At 59.4% G+C, this 15,939-nt stretch carries 11 protein-coding genes; 4 read left to right on the forward strand and 7 right to left on the reverse strand.

The features are described from left to right. Window positions 1–211 precede the first annotated feature (211 nt). Complete coding sequence (locus tag HYG82_RS29120) at window positions 212–2,614, reverse strand: vWA domain-containing protein (RefSeq protein WP_179260575.1); 2,403 nt, start codon at window positions 2,612–2,614, stop codon at window positions 212–214. Window positions 2,615–2,920: 306 nt separating this feature from the next. Here HYG82_RS29120 and HYG82_RS29125 point away from each other — a divergent pair, with 306 nt between their 5' ends. Together HYG82_RS29125 and HYG82_RS29130 are read left to right on the forward strand one after the other, a co-directional pair. Continuing rightward, on the forward strand, window positions 2,921–3,865 hold the full coding sequence (locus HYG82_RS29125; protein WP_179260576.1) for a DUF106 domain-containing protein: 945 nt from the start codon (window positions 2,921–2,923) through the stop codon (window positions 3,863–3,865). 264 nt (window positions 3,866–4,129) lie between these two features. Continuing rightward, window positions 4,130–4,489 carry a nuclear transport factor 2 family protein gene (locus HYG82_RS29130; RefSeq protein WP_179260577.1) on the forward strand — a complete coding sequence of 120 codons (360 nt, stop codon included), beginning with the start codon at window positions 4,130–4,132 and terminating at the stop codon, window positions 4,487–4,489. A gap of 325 nt (window positions 4,490–4,814) precedes the next feature. Here HYG82_RS29130 and HYG82_RS29135 read toward each other — a convergent pair whose 3' ends face one another. After that, entirely contained in the window at window positions 4,815–5,957 is a 1,143-nt protein-coding gene (locus HYG82_RS29135; protein WP_179260578.1) for an MBL fold metallo-hydrolase, read from the reverse strand. 147 nt (window positions 5,958–6,104) lie between these two features. On the opposite strand from HYG82_RS29135, the gene HYG82_RS29140 reads away from it, so the two are divergent. After that, a complete protein-coding gene (locus HYG82_RS29140; RefSeq protein WP_179260579.1) occupies window positions 6,105–7,631 on the forward strand; it encodes a stage II sporulation protein M in 1,527 nt (508 codons plus the stop codon). A gap of 152 nt (window positions 7,632–7,783) precedes the next feature. Here HYG82_RS29140 and HYG82_RS29145 read toward each other — a convergent pair whose 3' ends face one another. Beyond that, entirely contained in the window at window positions 7,784–9,160 is a 1,377-nt protein-coding gene (locus tag HYG82_RS29145; RefSeq protein ID WP_179260580.1) for an MFS transporter, read from the reverse strand. Between the two features lie 194 nt (window positions 9,161–9,354). On the opposite strand from HYG82_RS29145, the gene HYG82_RS29150 reads away from it, so the two are divergent. After that, window positions 9,355–10,080, forward strand: coding sequence for a DUF502 domain-containing protein (locus HYG82_RS29150; protein ID WP_179260581.1), 726 nt, complete (start codon window positions 9,355–9,357; stop codon window positions 10,078–10,080). 320 nt (window positions 10,081–10,400) lie between these two features. Here HYG82_RS29150 and HYG82_RS29155 read toward each other — a convergent pair whose 3' ends face one another. The 4 genes from HYG82_RS29155 to HYG82_RS29170 all read right to left on the reverse strand — a co-directional run bounded on the left by HYG82_RS29155 (window position 10,401) and on the right by HYG82_RS29170 (window position 15,893). Next, the gene (locus HYG82_RS29155) at window positions 10,401–11,336 is read right to left on the reverse strand and encodes a branched-chain amino acid transaminase (protein WP_179260582.1); all 936 of its coding nucleotides are present in this window, start codon (window positions 11,334–11,336) and stop codon (window positions 10,401–10,403) included. Window positions 11,337–11,609: 273 nt separating this feature from the next. Beyond that, entirely contained in the window at window positions 11,610–13,976 is a 2,367-nt protein-coding gene (locus HYG82_RS29160; protein ID WP_179260583.1) for a PAS domain-containing sensor histidine kinase, read from the reverse strand. A 496-nt stretch (window positions 13,977–14,472) separates the two neighbouring features. Then, entirely contained in the window at window positions 14,473–15,189 is a 717-nt protein-coding gene (ribB, locus tag HYG82_RS29165) for a 3,4-dihydroxy-2-butanone-4-phosphate synthase (RefSeq protein ID WP_179260584.1), read from the reverse strand. Further along, a complete protein-coding gene (locus HYG82_RS29170; RefSeq protein ID WP_179260585.1) occupies window positions 15,186–15,893 on the reverse strand; it encodes a DUF120 domain-containing protein in 708 nt (235 codons plus the stop codon). The genes ribB and HYG82_RS29170 overlap by 4 nt, the downstream gene beginning before the upstream one ends. Window positions 15,894–15,939: the final 46 nt, after the last annotated feature.

A 15,939-nucleotide genomic window follows, 5' to 3' on the forward strand; every position in this document is an offset into this window, starting at 1 on the left:
AGGCCATCCGTGCCAACGCAAGGCCATCCGTGCCAACGCAAGGCCATCCGTGCCAACGCGAGGCCATCCATGTGTCGTTTTCGATGGCTAGCACCGCTCCTACGGTTGTCGTCTCCAACAGACAGCATTTCGAGATGGTCAGTTCGGACGTCGTCACGAAGTGCGTCTATCCGAAAGATTGAGCCGTATCCGCCGACAGCGAACTCGCTCGTCAGGATTTTCCGAGCGTGACCGATTGTTCTCTAATAGTGACCGAGTAATCTTTTGGAGCCGTGGTCGGTTCTTCAAACGAGGAGACCGCGAACGACGTTTCAGACGACGCCGTCACTTCGTCTGCGATGCCTCGAAAGACTTCCTCGAGTTCGTCGTCGTTCTCGACGGAATAGTAGTTCCCGCCGGTTTCGTCGGCAACGTCTTTTAACATGTCCTCATCTGCAGAGTCGCTGAGGCCGATCGTATGGATCGTCACGTTCATATCCGCCGCCCGTTCGGCCTGGTTCATCGTTCGAGTGTCAGATTTGAATCGAAGACAGCCACAGCTACGATTGTAGTAGCTATCGGCGGTATTTTGACCATCGCTTAACAACACCATGTGTCGCTCGGCCGCGTCGTTGCCGTTGATCGCGTACTCGTCGAGTGCGGGTTCCATTCCGGCCGACATATCCGTACTGCCTTCGTCTCTGGTTGTGATGCTATCAGTGACCGACGAAAGATTGCCGCTCAAAGAGTGGATTTCGTGTCCGTTCGCGTTGAACTCGTACACGCCGGCCTGATCGCTTCGACCCGCGTTCAGGAGTCCGATGAACTCTTTGGTCGCGTCGACGCGTTTCTCGTCCGGATCGTTCGACGCCATCGACCCCGATCGATCGAGAACGAACGTGACGTCAAGCGGCGGCCGTCGTTTGGCGATCGTGATCGAAACAGCCCTGTTTTCCTCCGGAATTGGTATATCCGTTCGCAGCGTTTTGTCGAAGTGGATGCTTACGTTCTCGCGAATATCCGCTTCGTTGCCGCCCACGACTGTGCCGAACACCTCCGTATCCTTCGTGATCCTAAGCGAGTCGCTACCCGGCGCGTAGATAGCCCCCTGAAATTCGTCACGGACCGTAACCTCGGCATCGCCCGTTCCGTAGATCCAGAGACGCCGCGCCTGCTCGTTTGATACCGTGACGTCGTCTGCGTCGACGTCTCCGGAAACGTAGAAATACGCCCGGCCATTCCCGACGACGTCGACGTCATCGAGATCGAGATCGCCGTCGACTGCAACGTGGACTGCCCCCTTGCTGGTGTCGATCGTATCGATACCGTTTACGGTCCCCGTCGCGTGGTAAAATCCGTCTCTGTCCGGCGCACTCTCGAGCGTTCCGGCAGCCCCAGTCGTCGTATTACCGTACTCGTCGATCAAACCGATCGCGCGGTCAATCTCCGTATCGATGGGCTCCACCGCGTCAAAGGACCGAATCATCTTCGCTCCGAAGACGTCCGGTGGCGTGGTACCCGTCACGTTGTAGACGTTCGTTCCGTTGATGACGTCTATCTGCATTCCATCCGGTTTCGTTGCGAAGGCGATGCTGGAGGTAACAGCGCCACTCGTTCCGGAAAGCTGTCCGTTTGCTACGGGGACACCGGTGATGTTCGCGTTCGATTGCAGATCGATGTCCCCGTTGGCGACGAGCAGATCCTCCGTGACGTTTCCATCGTCGACCCACCCGACGCTCCCGTTGTATCTCTCGATTCGCACAGAATCATCGACGGTTAGATCATCGTCATCGGTGTAGAGACCGCCGTAGATCGTCGGATCGATTCCGACGTGACTCGCAAACGGGTTCTTTCCCTCGATCGGCGCGACGACGGTGACCGTCTTGCCTTCGTGGCAGACGATAGGATCACTCACGCTGGCGCCGACGGCGCAATCGGTAAGATCGTCTCGGCTCGAGGCGTCGAACTCGTCCTCGAAGAACTTCGCCCAGGCATTGTGGTAGTCGGTATCGGAAACGGTGATGTTGACGTAATTGACGAAGCCGAGATCTCGCGTCAGTTTCCCCGCTCGATTATCTGATGCAGGCTGACTGACAACCCTGTTCGCGCCACCGTCCACGTTACCACTGAGATTAGGAATAGAGAGTGCGACTCGACCTCTGTCCCCGTATTCGTAGTACCGAATCGCCGGCTTCGAAACGACCCTTGATTCATCACCTTCTCCGCGCCAGACGCCACCAGCCTGGTGGGCAAACACGTTTCCGGAATCGTCCTCGTACCGAAGCGATCCCATCGATATCACCGTACTCCTCGACGCGTACTCGTTCGCAGCGGTGACTTTGATGCTTGCCTCATTTACGATATCGTACTTTCCGTTTTTGTCCAGATAGACGGACCCGCTCGTCGAATTGTCCAGTATCGCTGTCTCCAGATCCGTGTCAAATTCGCGCATGACCTGTGTCCCGTGCTCGCCCGACGCTTGTGACTGAATCGCATCCATCGCGACCATTCCGATAGCGACGACGAGGATGGCGCTTACGAGAACCAGGCCGATAAGCAAGACGATTCCTACCAGCGGACTGGCACCCCGTTCCGTAGACGTGTCCGTCAATAACCCCCTCCCCTTTTCACCCATTGATTCTCTTAGTCCTTGGCTATCGAGTTATAAAAATATGGTGGGCATATGAATCTTATATACCTGAGTAGCAATAAACGGTTGTGACCAGGTTGTGATGTTATTCCCAGCGGTGACCAATAATAAACGACAGATCTGTTAGAATCCATTCCGTTTCATCCTGCACGTCTGGAAGTAGTCACTCGAAGGACAGACGGACCCCCGATCTACAGGCGGAACAGGGTGAGGTACTTCACCGCGAGCACCTCATTCTTGGTGCGACCGAAGAAAAACACTTGTATACTGGACGATGCCTAGCACAACCAGATGACGCGTACAGCCGAGAAGATCGACGCCCTCGTTAGCGAGGACCCCTCGATGGCGGACGCCCTCGAGTCCATCCGCGAGACAGCCGACAGAGACGGCGGAGAGGTTCAGTGGGCTGACGTCAACGACGAGTTGACGAGCGGGCAGTGGGGCCGACTCATCGAAAAGGGCGTGCTGGTCGACGGCAACGAAGGGTTCGTGATCGCCGATCGCGAAGCCTTCGATAGAGCGCTCGACGGTGACGGCGATAGCGCCGGGTCGGCCGCTGCCGATGTCGACATCGACGAAGACGAGACGAGTTGGTCGCAGTGGGACAAATTAGCGGGCATCGGTGCGCTCCTGTTGATGCCCGGGTACTGGTTCGATTCCATTCGAAACGTCGTCGGAAACACGGTCAACATCGCGCTCGGACCGCTCGATGCAGTGTTACCGTTCTACGCGATGGTCCTTTCCCTCGCATTGATAACCGGTCTCTATTCGTCGCTGCTTCAGGCGAACCTGATGAACACGGAGGTCATGGGCAAATACCAGGAGCGGATGAAATCGGTTCAGAACGAACAGAAAGATCTCCGGAAGCAAAAGAAAGAGGCAGAAGAGCGGGGAGCGAGCGACGCCGAAATCGAACGACTCGAGGACGAAATAGAGCGGGCCCGCGAAGAACAGATGGAAGCGATGGCGGAAAATCTCGGGATGTTCAAACTGCAATTCCGACCGATGGTATGGATCATGCTTTTTACCATTCCGGTCTTCCTCTGGCTCTACTGGAAGATGTTCGGCGGTTCGGTCAGCAGTGAGATGATCGTCATTCCGTTGGCCGGCGAAGTCACGTGGGGAGCGACCCTGCACGGATTCATACCGGTATGGCTCTTCTGGTATTTCCTCTGCTCGATGACGTGTAATCAGCTCATTCGGAAAGCGCTGAACATCGATATGTCACCGACATAATACGGCGTGCAACGCCGGAATCGAGTTTTATCGACGGATCGACATACGGTTGGGAAACACTGCGTGACTGTGTTTAGTAACTCCGGCCGAGGTGTTATCCCGATGGTCGGCGGCCACCGGGCGACCACCGATCGTCCATGCTGGCGCCGCCTGCGAGCGATCGCCTGCAAGAATCAACACCTCGAGGTGAGGCACAAAAACGGACTCACCTGAAGACCGTGATGAGTGTTGGACACTTTTGATGATTGCGACGAACGTACTCGTATGGACCCTGAGGAGAACGCAACCGACGATCCGACCCTCGGCGGAGCAACGCTCGTTCGCCGCTATTACGACGCCCTCGACGAGCACAACTACGACGCTCTCGAGAACGCTCTCACTGCCGACTTCGTCCAGCATCGTCCGGACCGGTCGTTCGATAGCCGCGAGGAGTTCATCGAATTCATGCGCAAGAAGCGGCCCGAGGCGGACACGAACCACGAACTCGAATCGATCGTCGCATCGGACGCTCAGGTCGCAGTCCGAGGTCGCGTGACCGAAGATGAGGTAACGATCTTCGAATTCGCCGACTTCTTTGAAATTACGGCGGGCCGACTCGCCCGCCTCGAGACGTACTCGCGGTGACGGCTACTCGCACGGTATGGGATCAGTTTGACGCCGTCTCGTTGCTCCGCAAAGACGTAGCGGGAAAAGACCTTCATAACGAGTGTCCATTCCGAGGTATGGTCCACTGTCCCGACTGTGAGACGACCCTTTCGGATCGGTCGGACATCGAATTTGTGGAAACCGATGGGCCGACTGGTTTCTTCGCAGCGTCGAAGGAATGTTACGCGACCACCTGTGCCGCCTGCAGCGCCACGATTGGCAGCGGGGTCGCCGGCTCGAAGGCAGAGACGCCCGACCAGCAGTCTGTATCGTCATCCGAACAATCCTCGTCGGACCCACCGTATCAAGCCGAACAGTTGTTCGGCCCCAATTCGAGTTCGACCCGTTCTTCTGGCGGGATATCGGTCACGCCTCGATTATATTCGATGATTTCCTCGTAGTTCGACGGCTTCTCGCCTGCATCGGCCATGCGATCGACGAACGCGTCTTCCGCCAGGTCGAGCAGGTCGATTCCCGTTCGCGCACGGCGAATGGTCGTCCGAATCGGCTCGCCCGGCGCACCGTGTTCGAACTTCCCGTCAGCGGTGACCGTCACGTGGCCTGGGAGCACGACGATGCCTTCGGGTTCGGCCAGGATCGTCCTGTGCAGCGATTCGTAGAGCATTCTCGCCCCCCGCTCGCCCTCGTCGTCGCTAAATTCGAGTTCCGTTCGGCCGGTCGAATCGACGTGCAGCGTGTCGGCGGTCAAAAGCGCCGCGTCGTCCACCAGTAGATTGATCATCTCGCTGGTGTGGCCCGGGGCGAACACCGCCTTAATCTCGCGCTCGCCGACCGTCAGTACCTCGTTGCGCTCGAGCGGCGTGAACTCGCGTTCGACGTCGCGCTGATCCGCGCGCTCGCCGAGATAGTACGGAACCTCGAGGTCGTCCGCCAGTTCGCGACCGCCAGAAATGTGGTCGGCGTGGACGTGCGTGTCGACGATGCCTGTGATCGAGAGGTCGGCTTCCGCAGCGGCGACCTCGAATTCGTCGGTGTCCGCGGTCGGATCGGCGACGATCGCCTCGCCGGTCTCGTTACAGCCGACGACGTACCCCAGACACCCCTTCGCGCGTCGCTGTATCTGGACGACCGTCAATCCGTCGTCGACAGCGATCTCGACGCTATCGTAGACGCCGCTCCACCCCTTCATCCCGCCGTCGACGGCTGCGACGTCGAACTCGTCGGTCGCCGATTCGAGGCGCGTCGCCAGATTGCTCGACGATATCCCCTTCGCACAGACCGCGATCACGCGGTCTGCGTCGCCGACGACGTCCTCGAGGTCCTCGAGTCGCCCGTCGAGTTCCTCCTCGGGGCCGAACGGAAAGTGGATCGCGCCGGCGATGTGCCAGGACTCGTAGCTGTCCGCGGGACGGGTATCGACGAGGACGTACTCCGCGCCTTCGTCCTGCATTTCGGCGAGTCGCTCGGGCGAAATCGTAGTGACCATACTCGGCGATACATCCGCGAGCTACCTAAGCGATGTCGCGTCAACTGCCAGGATCGCCAAACGAAGTGCTCCTGTCAGCTCTGGACAGGTCGTATCTCACGATCGTCGGGAGGGTTTATTTATCTGATGGGATCTCCAAGGAGAGGTATGCCGCTTTCAGATTTCATCGCCGCCGTCGCTGCCGTGCTCCGTCGCCGCCCGAGCGACATTTTACCGATGTACGTACTCGGCGTCGCGATTCCTGCGATCGTTCGCGTCGTTCCGTTTCTTGCCGTCGTCCTCGCCTATCTGTTTCTCAGAACGTCGGGACGACTCGAGTCGATTCGAACTGACGCGGCCGACCTGGAATCGCCGCCGAACCCGGAAACCGACCCTCAGGCGTTCGACGCGTGGACAACTGGTATCGAGCCGATACTCGAACAGTTCGCCGCTCCGTTCATCGTCGCCCTCGTGATAGCAACCGTCATCCTCAGTTTCTTGCTCTTCGTCGTCCTGACTTCGGCCGTCGCCGCGGGTCAGCTCTCGGCATGTTACAGTCGCTTGCGCGACAACCGCGGGCTCCCGGCCGGGCTCGACGGTGCCCGCCGGTACTGGCTCCGGTTTCTCGGATTGTTCGTCCTCGAGTTTCTGTGCTGGGTCGTCGCTCTCACCGTCATCGGAAGCGGAACGGTGCTGCTCGCCGGTATCGCATCGTTCACGGGCGGATCGACAACGGTTGCCGTTCCGGTCGTCCTGATTGGAGGAGCCATCGCGTTGATCGTTCTGCTCGTTGTCCGGGCCCTGTTTGCGTTCGCACCTGTCGCAGTCGTCGTCGACGATGCGGGCGTCTTCGGCTCCCTGCGAAACACCGGTGGCTTCATCCGGGAACGGCCGGGTGGTGCGGTATTCTACTATCTCATCGCTCTGGTTACGCTCGCCGGCACCTCGATTGTCGCCGGAGTGCTCTCGTTTGCCAACGTAGCCACTATCGGATCGCTGGCGTCTGCACTGCTCGTATTTCCGGCTCTCGACGTCCTAAAAACAGCAATTTACTGCGACCACCGTGGTCGATTAGCGCCGCCGAGCCCGCCGATGCGATCGCTTCGTGATCAGATTCGCACCGGACTCCGCCACGGCTGGGAGGAGATGAGATCCTTCGTCCGTGCGACACCGGGAACGCACGCGCTCGTCATCGTCCTCGGCCTCGTCGGGTTCTGGGCGGGGTGGGCAGCCACAGATCCCTTCGTCGGCACGTTCGAAGCCTCGATCACAGCCCGCCTCGACGGCCGAACCCCGGTGACGATGGCGGCGAATCTGTTCGGCAACAACTGGCTGGTCGCTCTCATGACGACCTATGCTGGCGCCGCTCTGGTGATTCCGGCGATCGTCTCGTTGCTCTTCAACGGCGTCTTCCTGGGTATTATGGCCCGTCTCGAGGTCGATCCGGTGGAACTGGCTGCCTTCGTCGTCCCCCACGGCGTCTTCGAAATCCCGGCCATCCTCGTTGCGAGCGCACTCGGCATCTCCGTCGGGGTTACCGCCTGGCGGACGTGGCGCGGCCGAGAAAGCCGAACCGCGCTCGCCGACGCGCTCGAGCGCGCGTTCTGGGTGCTGATCGGGATCGGGATCGTGCTGGCTATCGCGGCGATTATCGAAGGGTTCGTCAGTCCCTACTACTACCGACTGTTCCTGTAGCACGGCCGCTGTCACACGACCATTGCCTGCTCGAGTTACACGGGCGATATCCCGTACGTCCCCGGGGTACTCGATCGATGCACGTCCGATCAATACCTGCTCCATCCGATCGGCCGTCGACACGTCTTCGAGACCGACCGGACCGGGAACCGCTACCGGTACGCCTCGAACTCCGTGCCAAACAGGAAGAAGTAGACCGTTCCGATCAGACCGATTGCCGTCGCGATGGCGAACGCGAGCGTCGGATCGCCATCGAACACCCGCTCACCGGTCAGGGGGTTTGCGAATCCGTCCCACAGCAATCCGCCGAGCGCCGCGCTCGGAATGACGATCACGTTCCGCAGGAGATAGTACGCGCCGGTCACCCGACCCCCGGCACCTTGCTCGGCGGGTCCCACGATCAGCGCTTTGTGCGCGGGAAGGCCGGCGAATCGCAACCCCGAGAAGGCAAAGAGGACCGCGAGAGCGGCGGCGTTCTGTGGTGCAGTGATCAGCAAGATCGGAAACAGGGCGTAGACCGCGAACCCGAGCGTAACGACGGGCTTGAGTCCGATACGTTCGGCGGCTCGAGCGACAGGAACCATCGTCAGCAACGCGACCAGCATCTCGAGCCCCAGCAGAACACCGAAATACGACTGTGGCGACAGATCGACCGTGCCGAGAGCCGGGACGGAAAGCGAGAGGCCCACCTCGAGAAAGCGCGTGACGACGATGACGAAGAAAACGTAAACCATGCCGTTGGCGAAGCGGACCAGCGTGTCGCCGACGAGCAGCGGTCGGAGTTCGTCTGGCATCGCTCGAAGATCGGCGACTAGCTGGGAGACGCCTTCGAACGCCGATCCGATGCCGTCCGCATCGGCCTCGTAGAGGACGTGTTGGACGATCGTTCCGAGAATCCCGAAGAGGACTGCGACGAGCAAGATGAGCTGAAAGGCGGTCCGTATCTCCCCATCGCCCGAGCCGAAGGGGTAGAAGAGCGCCGCGGCAAACAGCGGTCCGAGGAGAAAAGCGGTCCGACGAAACGTCTCCGTACTCGCGAAGCCGGCGGCGAGGTGCGACGGAGCCACCGACTGCTTGACGATGGCGAACGTGGCGCCGAGCCCGAACGATTTCCAGGCCTGGGCGAGCACCAGGCCGACGAATATCGCGACGATCGCCAGCGACGTCGGACCGACGGAGACGTCCGCCACCGCTGGGGCTGCGAGCCAGATGGCGAACCCGAGCGTCGAACACAGCCCGAACGCTGTCAGCGCGTACCGGGAGCCGATCCGGTCCGAAATCGCCCCGCCCGGATAGGGGTAGACGGCACTGATAACGTTTCCAACCGTCCCGAACAGGCCGACGACGAACACCGACGCGCCCAACGCAGTCATGTACTCTGCCATGTACCGACTGGTCATCTGGAAGCCGAGGCTGAACGCGAACATGGCAATCGAGAGGACGAGAACGTCCCGCTCGAGCGTGAAAAACTGCCGAAACGCGTCCAGCGGATCGGCCTCCTCGTCCGAGGGATCCTGCTCGAGGCTCACACGTATCGGTGCTCACCGAGCGGGCTTGAAATTTGGCCCGCTCGTCGCTTCGATTCGAGTTTCGAGTGCGATTCGAATCTCGGTCGGGATTCGCGAGGGGGTCTGGTATGCTGACGAATGGCATACAGAGTCGCGCCGCCCGACGGATACGACAAAGGGAAGGGCTCATTAGCCAGTAGTGTGAGGTGAAGGACATGGCTTCGTGGAAGCGGGATTTTGCGAGTGGGCTGATCGTCCTCGGCCCGATCCTCATCACGCTCTACGCTATTTACTGGCTTTACGGATTGGTCGCCGGTGTGACCCCCGGTCTCATTCTGGACCCGGCCGCGCTCAAGCCGCTCATTCCGGGAACGACCGAGCAGGCCCTCCAGACGCGCCAGCAGGTCGCCCAGTTCCTCCGCGTCATCGTCGCGTTGACCGTCTTCGTCATTCTCACGTTTTCCGTCGGGTACCTCATGCGGACGACCGTGGGCGGGCTGGTCGAACGACTCGTCGACAATATCGCTAACCGCGTGCCGGTGGTTCGCGTCGTCTACAACGCTTCCAAAATGGCAGCTGAAACTGCCTTCGGTGAACAGGAATCGCTTCAGAAACCGGTCAAGATCGAAACCTGGGAGGGGCTTCGGATGACCGCGTTCAAGACGGGAAAGGTAACAGGCGACGGTCGCGAGGTCCTCTTCCTGCCGACGTCGCCGAACATCACGACCGGTTACGTCGTCGAAGTCGAGTCCGAGGAGATCACCGAACTCGAGGAGGACGTTGAGGACGCGTTGACACGCGTTCTAAGCGCCGGATTCGGCGATGCCAACCGCCGCGGCATGGACGCTGGCATCTCGATCGACGTCATCGACGAGGCAGGGTCCGACCGCGACGATCGTTCCAACCAGACCGATCACGTCGAGCGTGCAAACGACGACTAACGGCCTCGTATCCGTCGTTCGAGAGAACGAAGCGATCGCGCAATTAACCGAAATCGACGGGTTTGACCCCGTGGAAACGGCATTCCAGTTCGGAGACGATCCACCGCTGGCGTCTTGAACCTGGATGTATCGGGAAGCGACGCTGTTGCTCCCGGAATGCCACGGGAAAAGGTCGACTGAAACCGATAGTAGTCGGTGAACGTCTTGCACACCCTGCTCGTGAATTCGCGGCCAGCGAGAAAGGAGAGCAAAGGGAGTAACAGAAGAGATCTCTCGCGCGCTCTCGAGCAAGAGCGTCTCGTTTTCCGTCCGTTCTCAACTCACTCGATGTACTCGAACCACTCGTCGTATTCGTCGGAACCGTGTTCGACGATCTCGAAGAACTTCTGCTGGAGTTCTTCGGTGACGGGGCCGCGAGATCCGTTGCCGATGACGACGTTGTTCACTTTGCGGATCGGCGTCACTTCGGCTGCGGACCCCGTAAAGAACAGTTCGTCGGCCGTGTTGAGTTCGCCGCGGGAGATAGAAACGTTGTCGTGGACGGTATAGCCCAGTTCCTCCGCGATCTGGATCACGGAATCACGAGTGATGCCGTCGAGGATCGACTCCGAAAGGCCCGGCGTGTAGAGTTCGCCGTCGCGCACCAGAAAGATGTTCTCGCCGGGACCTTCGGCAACGTTGCCCTCCTTGTTGAGGACGATCGCTTCGGCGTAGCCGTTTCGGCGAGCTTCCTCGCCTGCGAGCATGCTGTTGACGTAGAGGCCCGTCGTCTTGGCGTTCGTCGGGATCTGACTCGAGGCGTGTTTGCGCCACGAAGAGATCATCACGTCGATGCCGTTCTCGAGGGCGTCTTCGCCGAGGTAGGCGCCCCACGGCCAGACTGCAATGGCGGTGCGCGTCGGGCAGTCTTTGGGGCTGACGCCGAGTGAGTTGTAGCCGTAGAAGGCGATCGGTCGCACGTAACAGGAGGGAAGTCCCTGGCGCGTGATGAGGTCCTTTGTCACCTCGGTGAGTTCGTCTTTCGTGTAGTCGATGTCCATCTCGTATGGCTTCGCTGACTGGAACAACCGCTCAAGGTGTTCTTCCCACCGAAAGAGTGCGGGGCCTGATTCGGTGTCGTAACAGCGCGCGCCTTCGAAGACGCCGCTTCCGTAGTGGAGTCCGTGTGTGAGAACGTGGATCTGCGCGTCGTCCCAGTCGACGAACTCGCCGTCCATCCAAATCGTGTCGATATCGTCCATTTCATCAAATCCCATATATTTCAACTCGTAGGTTCTATCTCAGGCGTGGTAGTCCATGTACTTCTCTCTTTAGGGTTTGACCTAATACATTATATATGAATGGTCGCTATTGTGATTTTCCCAATTGGGCTGCTCTCTCTCCTCGGGCCAATTCTATAACCTTCCTGTGATGTTGGCAGAGACGCGCTGGATACACAGCGCGTCTGGTTCACGCTTGGTATCCAATCGTAGCGACGTGAAGATCGCTCAATCCAAGTTCGGACGAAGGGAACGATACGTGAAGCGGGATCACCCCTCCTGATTCTGTCTTGCAGGAAGCGTAAACGAGAACGTCGACCCCTCTCCGGGTTCGGAGTCGACCCAGATCTCGCCGCCATGGCGCTCGACAATCCGCCGGGACAGTGCGAGGCCAATGCCCGTCCCCGAGTATTCCTCGAAGGTATGCAGTCGTTGGAACACCTCGAAGATACGCTCCTGTTCATCAGGATCGATCCCAACACCGTTATCCCGCACTGAAATGATCCATCGTTCGTTATCACGCGTGGCGGAAATGTCGACCTGCGGCGGCTTGTCCCCGCTGTACTCGATCGCATTACTCAGCAGGTTCTGGAAGACCTGGCGCAACTGGCTGGCGTCACCATGTACGCGAGGGAGGTCATCGGTCGTGATCTCGGCGTCACTCTCGTCGATCCGCATTTGGAGATCTTCGCGAACGTCATCAAGGACATCGTCGAGGTCGACCGGTTCAAACGGATCGCCACGCGTTTCGATGCGCGAGTACTCGAGCAGACCGTCGATCATGTTGCGCATCCGCTCGGCGCCGTCGACGGCGAACTCGAGGAATTCTTCACCGTCTTCGTCGAGCGCATCGCCGTACCGACTCTCGATCAGTTGGAGGTAGCTCGTGACCATTCGCAGTGGCTCTTGGAGGTCGTGGGAGGCGGCGTAGGCGAACTGCTCTAACCGTTCGTTCGACTCCTCGAGTTTGCGCTGGTACTCCCGTCGTTCCGTGATATCTTGAACGACGAGCATCCCGGCGAAGATTTCGTCGTCGGCGTTCCTGACAGGCAGGGTCTGATTGAGCAGGTGGCGATCGAGATATTCAGTCTCAAATGTATTCGGCTCGCCTGTGAGCGTGGCACGGAAATAGGGCTCAACTTGGTCGACGATTTCCTCCGGATAGAGGTCGTAGACACTACGTCCGACCCGGTCTTCAGGGTCGACACCTTCTACTTTCAGGAGCTTGCCGCCCACGGCTGTATAACGCAGATCCTCGTCAAACAGCGCAACTGCACCGTTCGGAAAATTCTCAGCGAGCGTCCGGTAGCGCCGTTCGGACTCCTCGAGCGCACGTTCGCGCTCCTTTCGTTCGGTGATGTCAGTGTAATGCTCGATGCGGCCGCCGGCGTAGAGCCCAGACTCTATGGGCTGGCTCCAGTGGTTTACCCAGCGTTCCTCGAGGCTCCCCTCCTCGAGGACGTGGCTCTCGAACTCCTCGGTGTAGGTGTTGTCCTCGTAGGTGGCGGTCACGCGGTTGGCAAACCGTTCGGGCTCCTCGAAGATATCCGCGATCTCCGCTTCGATGAGCGCTCGTTTGTTCCGACCGACGATCGCCTCGCGATCGAGTCCGAAGAACTCCTCGATCGCCTCGTTGATCCAGACGACCTCGAAGTCGGAATTCAGGATGAACGTTCCCACGCCTGATGTGTCGAGGACGTCATTCGTCAGCGACCGATAGCGCGCCTCGCTCTCCCTGAGTGCCTGCTCGCGCTCCTTGCGCTCGGTGATGTCTTCGATGGCGAACACAGCACTCTCGATCTCTCCGTGGTCGTTGTAGACCGGCGCTCCGTTGATAGAGATCCAGACTCGTTGTTCATCCGGACCAGATATCCCACTGACATAATCGAACACGGGTTCTCCGGACTCCATAATCTGCGGGAACGGCTTCTCGTCATCCGGGAGTGGTTCGCCGTCAACGTCGACTTCGCTCCACTCGGAATCGTCAAAGCTGAGGTCGTTGATCTGGTCTTTGCTCCGACCGTAGATCTCCTCAGCGCGGTCGTTGGCGAACTGCATTTCGCCGTCACTGTCAACGATCGTGATGCCGATTGGACTCGTCTCGACGATCGTTTCGTAGCGGCTCAGTTCTTGTTCACGTCGCTTCCGTTCGGTGATGTCGCGGGAGTAGACCGACAGACCAGATTCTGAGGAATAGATGGCGTTCAGAAACCACTTGTCCCACGGAGGATAGTAGTCTTCGAAGACTACGGCCTTTTGTGTTTCAAGAGCCTCATACAGTGCGTTCTCGTACGTCTCCGTGAGATTCTCGTTACGAATGTCCGAACCAATTGCGTCCTGATCCAGTCCAAAAAGGTCTGCTGCGGTGTCGTTCAGATAGCGAAAGCGGAGTTCTTCGTCGAGCGCGTAGAAACTGTCCGAGATTCGATCGAAGACCGTGCCGAGGTCGCTGTCTACCGCATCCCTTTCCTGTCCCTTCGTGAACGCGTGTCCGTTCGTGGATGGCTGCCACCACACGCGTCCGTTTCCTCCGACTTTCTTTGTTCCGAGTCGGTCGTGATCGACGAGTCGTTCTAAGCGCTCGTAGGTGCTCCGACGGCCGAGGTCGAGTTGCTCGGCCACTTCGGTTGTCGTCATGGGTGCCCCTCCCGCTTCGAAGAGGGTGAGGGTCTCTCGAAGTGTATTAGTCAATTGTGAATCGGTCACTGCTTCAGCTACTTACGACACAGATGGATAAACACTCCGCGGTTGGAGGCGGTATTATAAGATGAGGAGAATTATAGGTGTTCTTTGCGCAAGATAGGCGCTCTGTATTCACCACGCCAGTGGTGACAGACACCGGAAACATCTCAGATCGGCTCGGTCCACTGTTCCCCCTCTATCGAGCCCCTGTTGAACTGTTCTATATAGCTATCAATTGCAACCTGATGGAGCCGAAACCCAGGTCCGGAGTATAGATTCTTTGCATACCGAAATATAAGAAGTCACTTCGTCTACGGGGTCTTTTACGTGAACCACCCCACCCCACTCGCTCGCTTGCGCTCGCTCCTCGAGGGGAGCGGGAGACCGGAGGTCCCGCTGACCATGCGAACGGCGGAGCCGGGAGCAGAAGGGGGCTTGCGTCTCGATTCAGCTAAAACCGGTCAACGATCTCGCCGCCCTCGAGGTAGACGAAGCCGTATCGGTCTGCATAGTCCTTGGCGTCGGCGGGTGACAGCGCTTCGCCGGTTTCGTCGTCGAGCATTTCACAGACGACGACGGCGTGTGTGAGGTCTGCGGCGTCGGCGAGGGCGACGCCGAGTTCGGTGTGGCCCTCGCGCTGGGCGAGCAAGTCGGGTGCGGCCTTGAGCAGGTGGACGTGGCCGGGGACCCGGAACTCCTCAGCGAATGCCGTCCCGTCGGGGGACCCCGCGGCCTCGCCGAGGGCCTGAATAGTCGTCGACCGATCCTCGTCGGTGATCCCGGTGTAAGTGTCGCGGTGATTGACCGTCAGCGAGAACGACGACCGATCGTCGTAGCCGAGTTCGTGGTCGGCCGTAGCGGGATGATCGATGGCGTCCGAGTAAAACGGGAGGTCAAACGCCTCCGCGATGTCGTGACCAAGTGCGACGCAGACCAACCCACCAGCGTCGTTGCGCAAGCGGGCAACTGCCATGGGCGAAACGGCGTCTGCGTGGTATATCAGGTCCGTTTCGCCCTCGCGGTCGGCCGCGTCGTGGACGAGTATCGGCTCGCCCGCACGAAGCGACTCGAGGGCGTCCTCGAAGGGATCTGCAGTGGTGTGTGCGCTCGAGGGAACGGCGTTCGTCCCCTTCGCGTTCGACCACGGACCGGCGTGGTGTCCCGTCATTCGCGATCCTCCACAGAAACGGTGACGTGATCGCCGTCCTCGAGGTCGAGTTCGTCTCGAAGTTTCTCGGGCGCGATGACCTCGAGTTGGTCGTCGTCGTGATGAGTACGTTCGGGAGCGATAGTGTGGGCGTCCTCGTAGACGTCACCGTCAGTGGTTTTGACCGTCGCAGCGTAGCAGACGGCCGGACCGTACGTTCGCTCGTCCGATTCCCAGCCGTCGATGGGGACGGGGTCGAGCGAGGCCATGGCACTGCGTCGACGGATGCTATCCTCCCGGAGGTCGACGTTCAACGTCCCCGGAAACGGCTCGTAGCCGAGGCGGTCCTCAAACTGGCGTTGGTAACCCGACAGAGAAATGTAGTGGCGTCCCTCGCCCATTCCGCTGGTAACCGTCCCCTCGAGTTCGATGGTCGACTCGGTTTCGAAGATGCGACGATAGTCATCGTACTCCGCGTGGAGCGTGCGCTCGCCTTGTTCAGTGACCGAGACCCATTGACCGTCGCTGACCGTGTCTCGGTCGAGAAGATCTGCGCTTTCGAGCCGTTGCAGCCGTCGCGAGGCGGTCTGATTCGACGCACCGAGGCGATCGGCGAGGTGAGAGCAGGAAATCTTGACGTCGCCTTCGAGTCCACCCTCGAGTCCGAGGAGTTTGAGCACGGCGAGTTCGTTTTGCCCGATGGTGGACTCGGCAATGACTGACATACAGGCAATTATACCGTAGTCCCGTAAAAGTATATCGGAAGTGGTA

It is taken from the genome of Natrinema halophilum, from assembly GCF_013402815.2.
In the GTDB taxonomy this organism is placed as follows: Archaea; Halobacteriota; Halobacteria; order Halobacteriales; family Natrialbaceae; genus Natrinema; species Natrinema halophilum.

Bases quoted from the DNA above. Each gene is read 5' to 3' on its own strand.
- HYG82_RS29120 (WP_179260575.1), bottom strand. From the start codon at position 2,614: ATGGGTGAAAAGGGGAGGGGGTTATTGACGGACACGTCTACGGAACGG.
- HYG82_RS29125 (WP_179260576.1), top strand. From the start codon at position 2,921: ATGACGCGTACAGCCGAGAAGATCGACGCCCTCGTTAGCGAGGACCCC.
- HYG82_RS29130 (WP_179260577.1), top strand. From the start codon at position 4,130: ATGGACCCTGAGGAGAACGCAACCGACGATCCGACCCTCGGCGGAGCA.
- HYG82_RS29135 (WP_179260578.1), bottom strand. From the start codon at position 5,957: ATGGTCACTACGATTTCGCCCGAGCGACTCGCCGAAATGCAGGACGAA.
- HYG82_RS29140 (WP_179260579.1), top strand. From the start codon at position 6,105: ATGCCGCTTTCAGATTTCATCGCCGCCGTCGCTGCCGTGCTCCGTCGC.
- HYG82_RS29150 (WP_179260581.1), top strand. From the start codon at position 9,355: ATGGCTTCGTGGAAGCGGGATTTTGCGAGTGGGCTGATCGTCCTCGGC.
- HYG82_RS29155 (WP_179260582.1), bottom strand. From the start codon at position 11,336: ATGGGATTTGATGAAATGGACGATATCGACACGATTTGGATGGACGGC.
- HYG82_RS29160 (WP_179260583.1), bottom strand. From the start codon at position 13,976: ATGACGACAACCGAAGTGGCCGAGCAACTCGACCTCGGCCGTCGGAGC.
- ribB (WP_179260584.1), bottom strand. From the start codon at position 15,189: ATGACGGGACACCACGCCGGTCCGTGGTCGAACGCGAAGGGGACGAAC.
- HYG82_RS29170 (WP_179260585.1), bottom strand. From the start codon at position 15,893: ATGTCAGTCATTGCCGAGTCCACCATCGGGCAAAACGAACTCGCCGTG.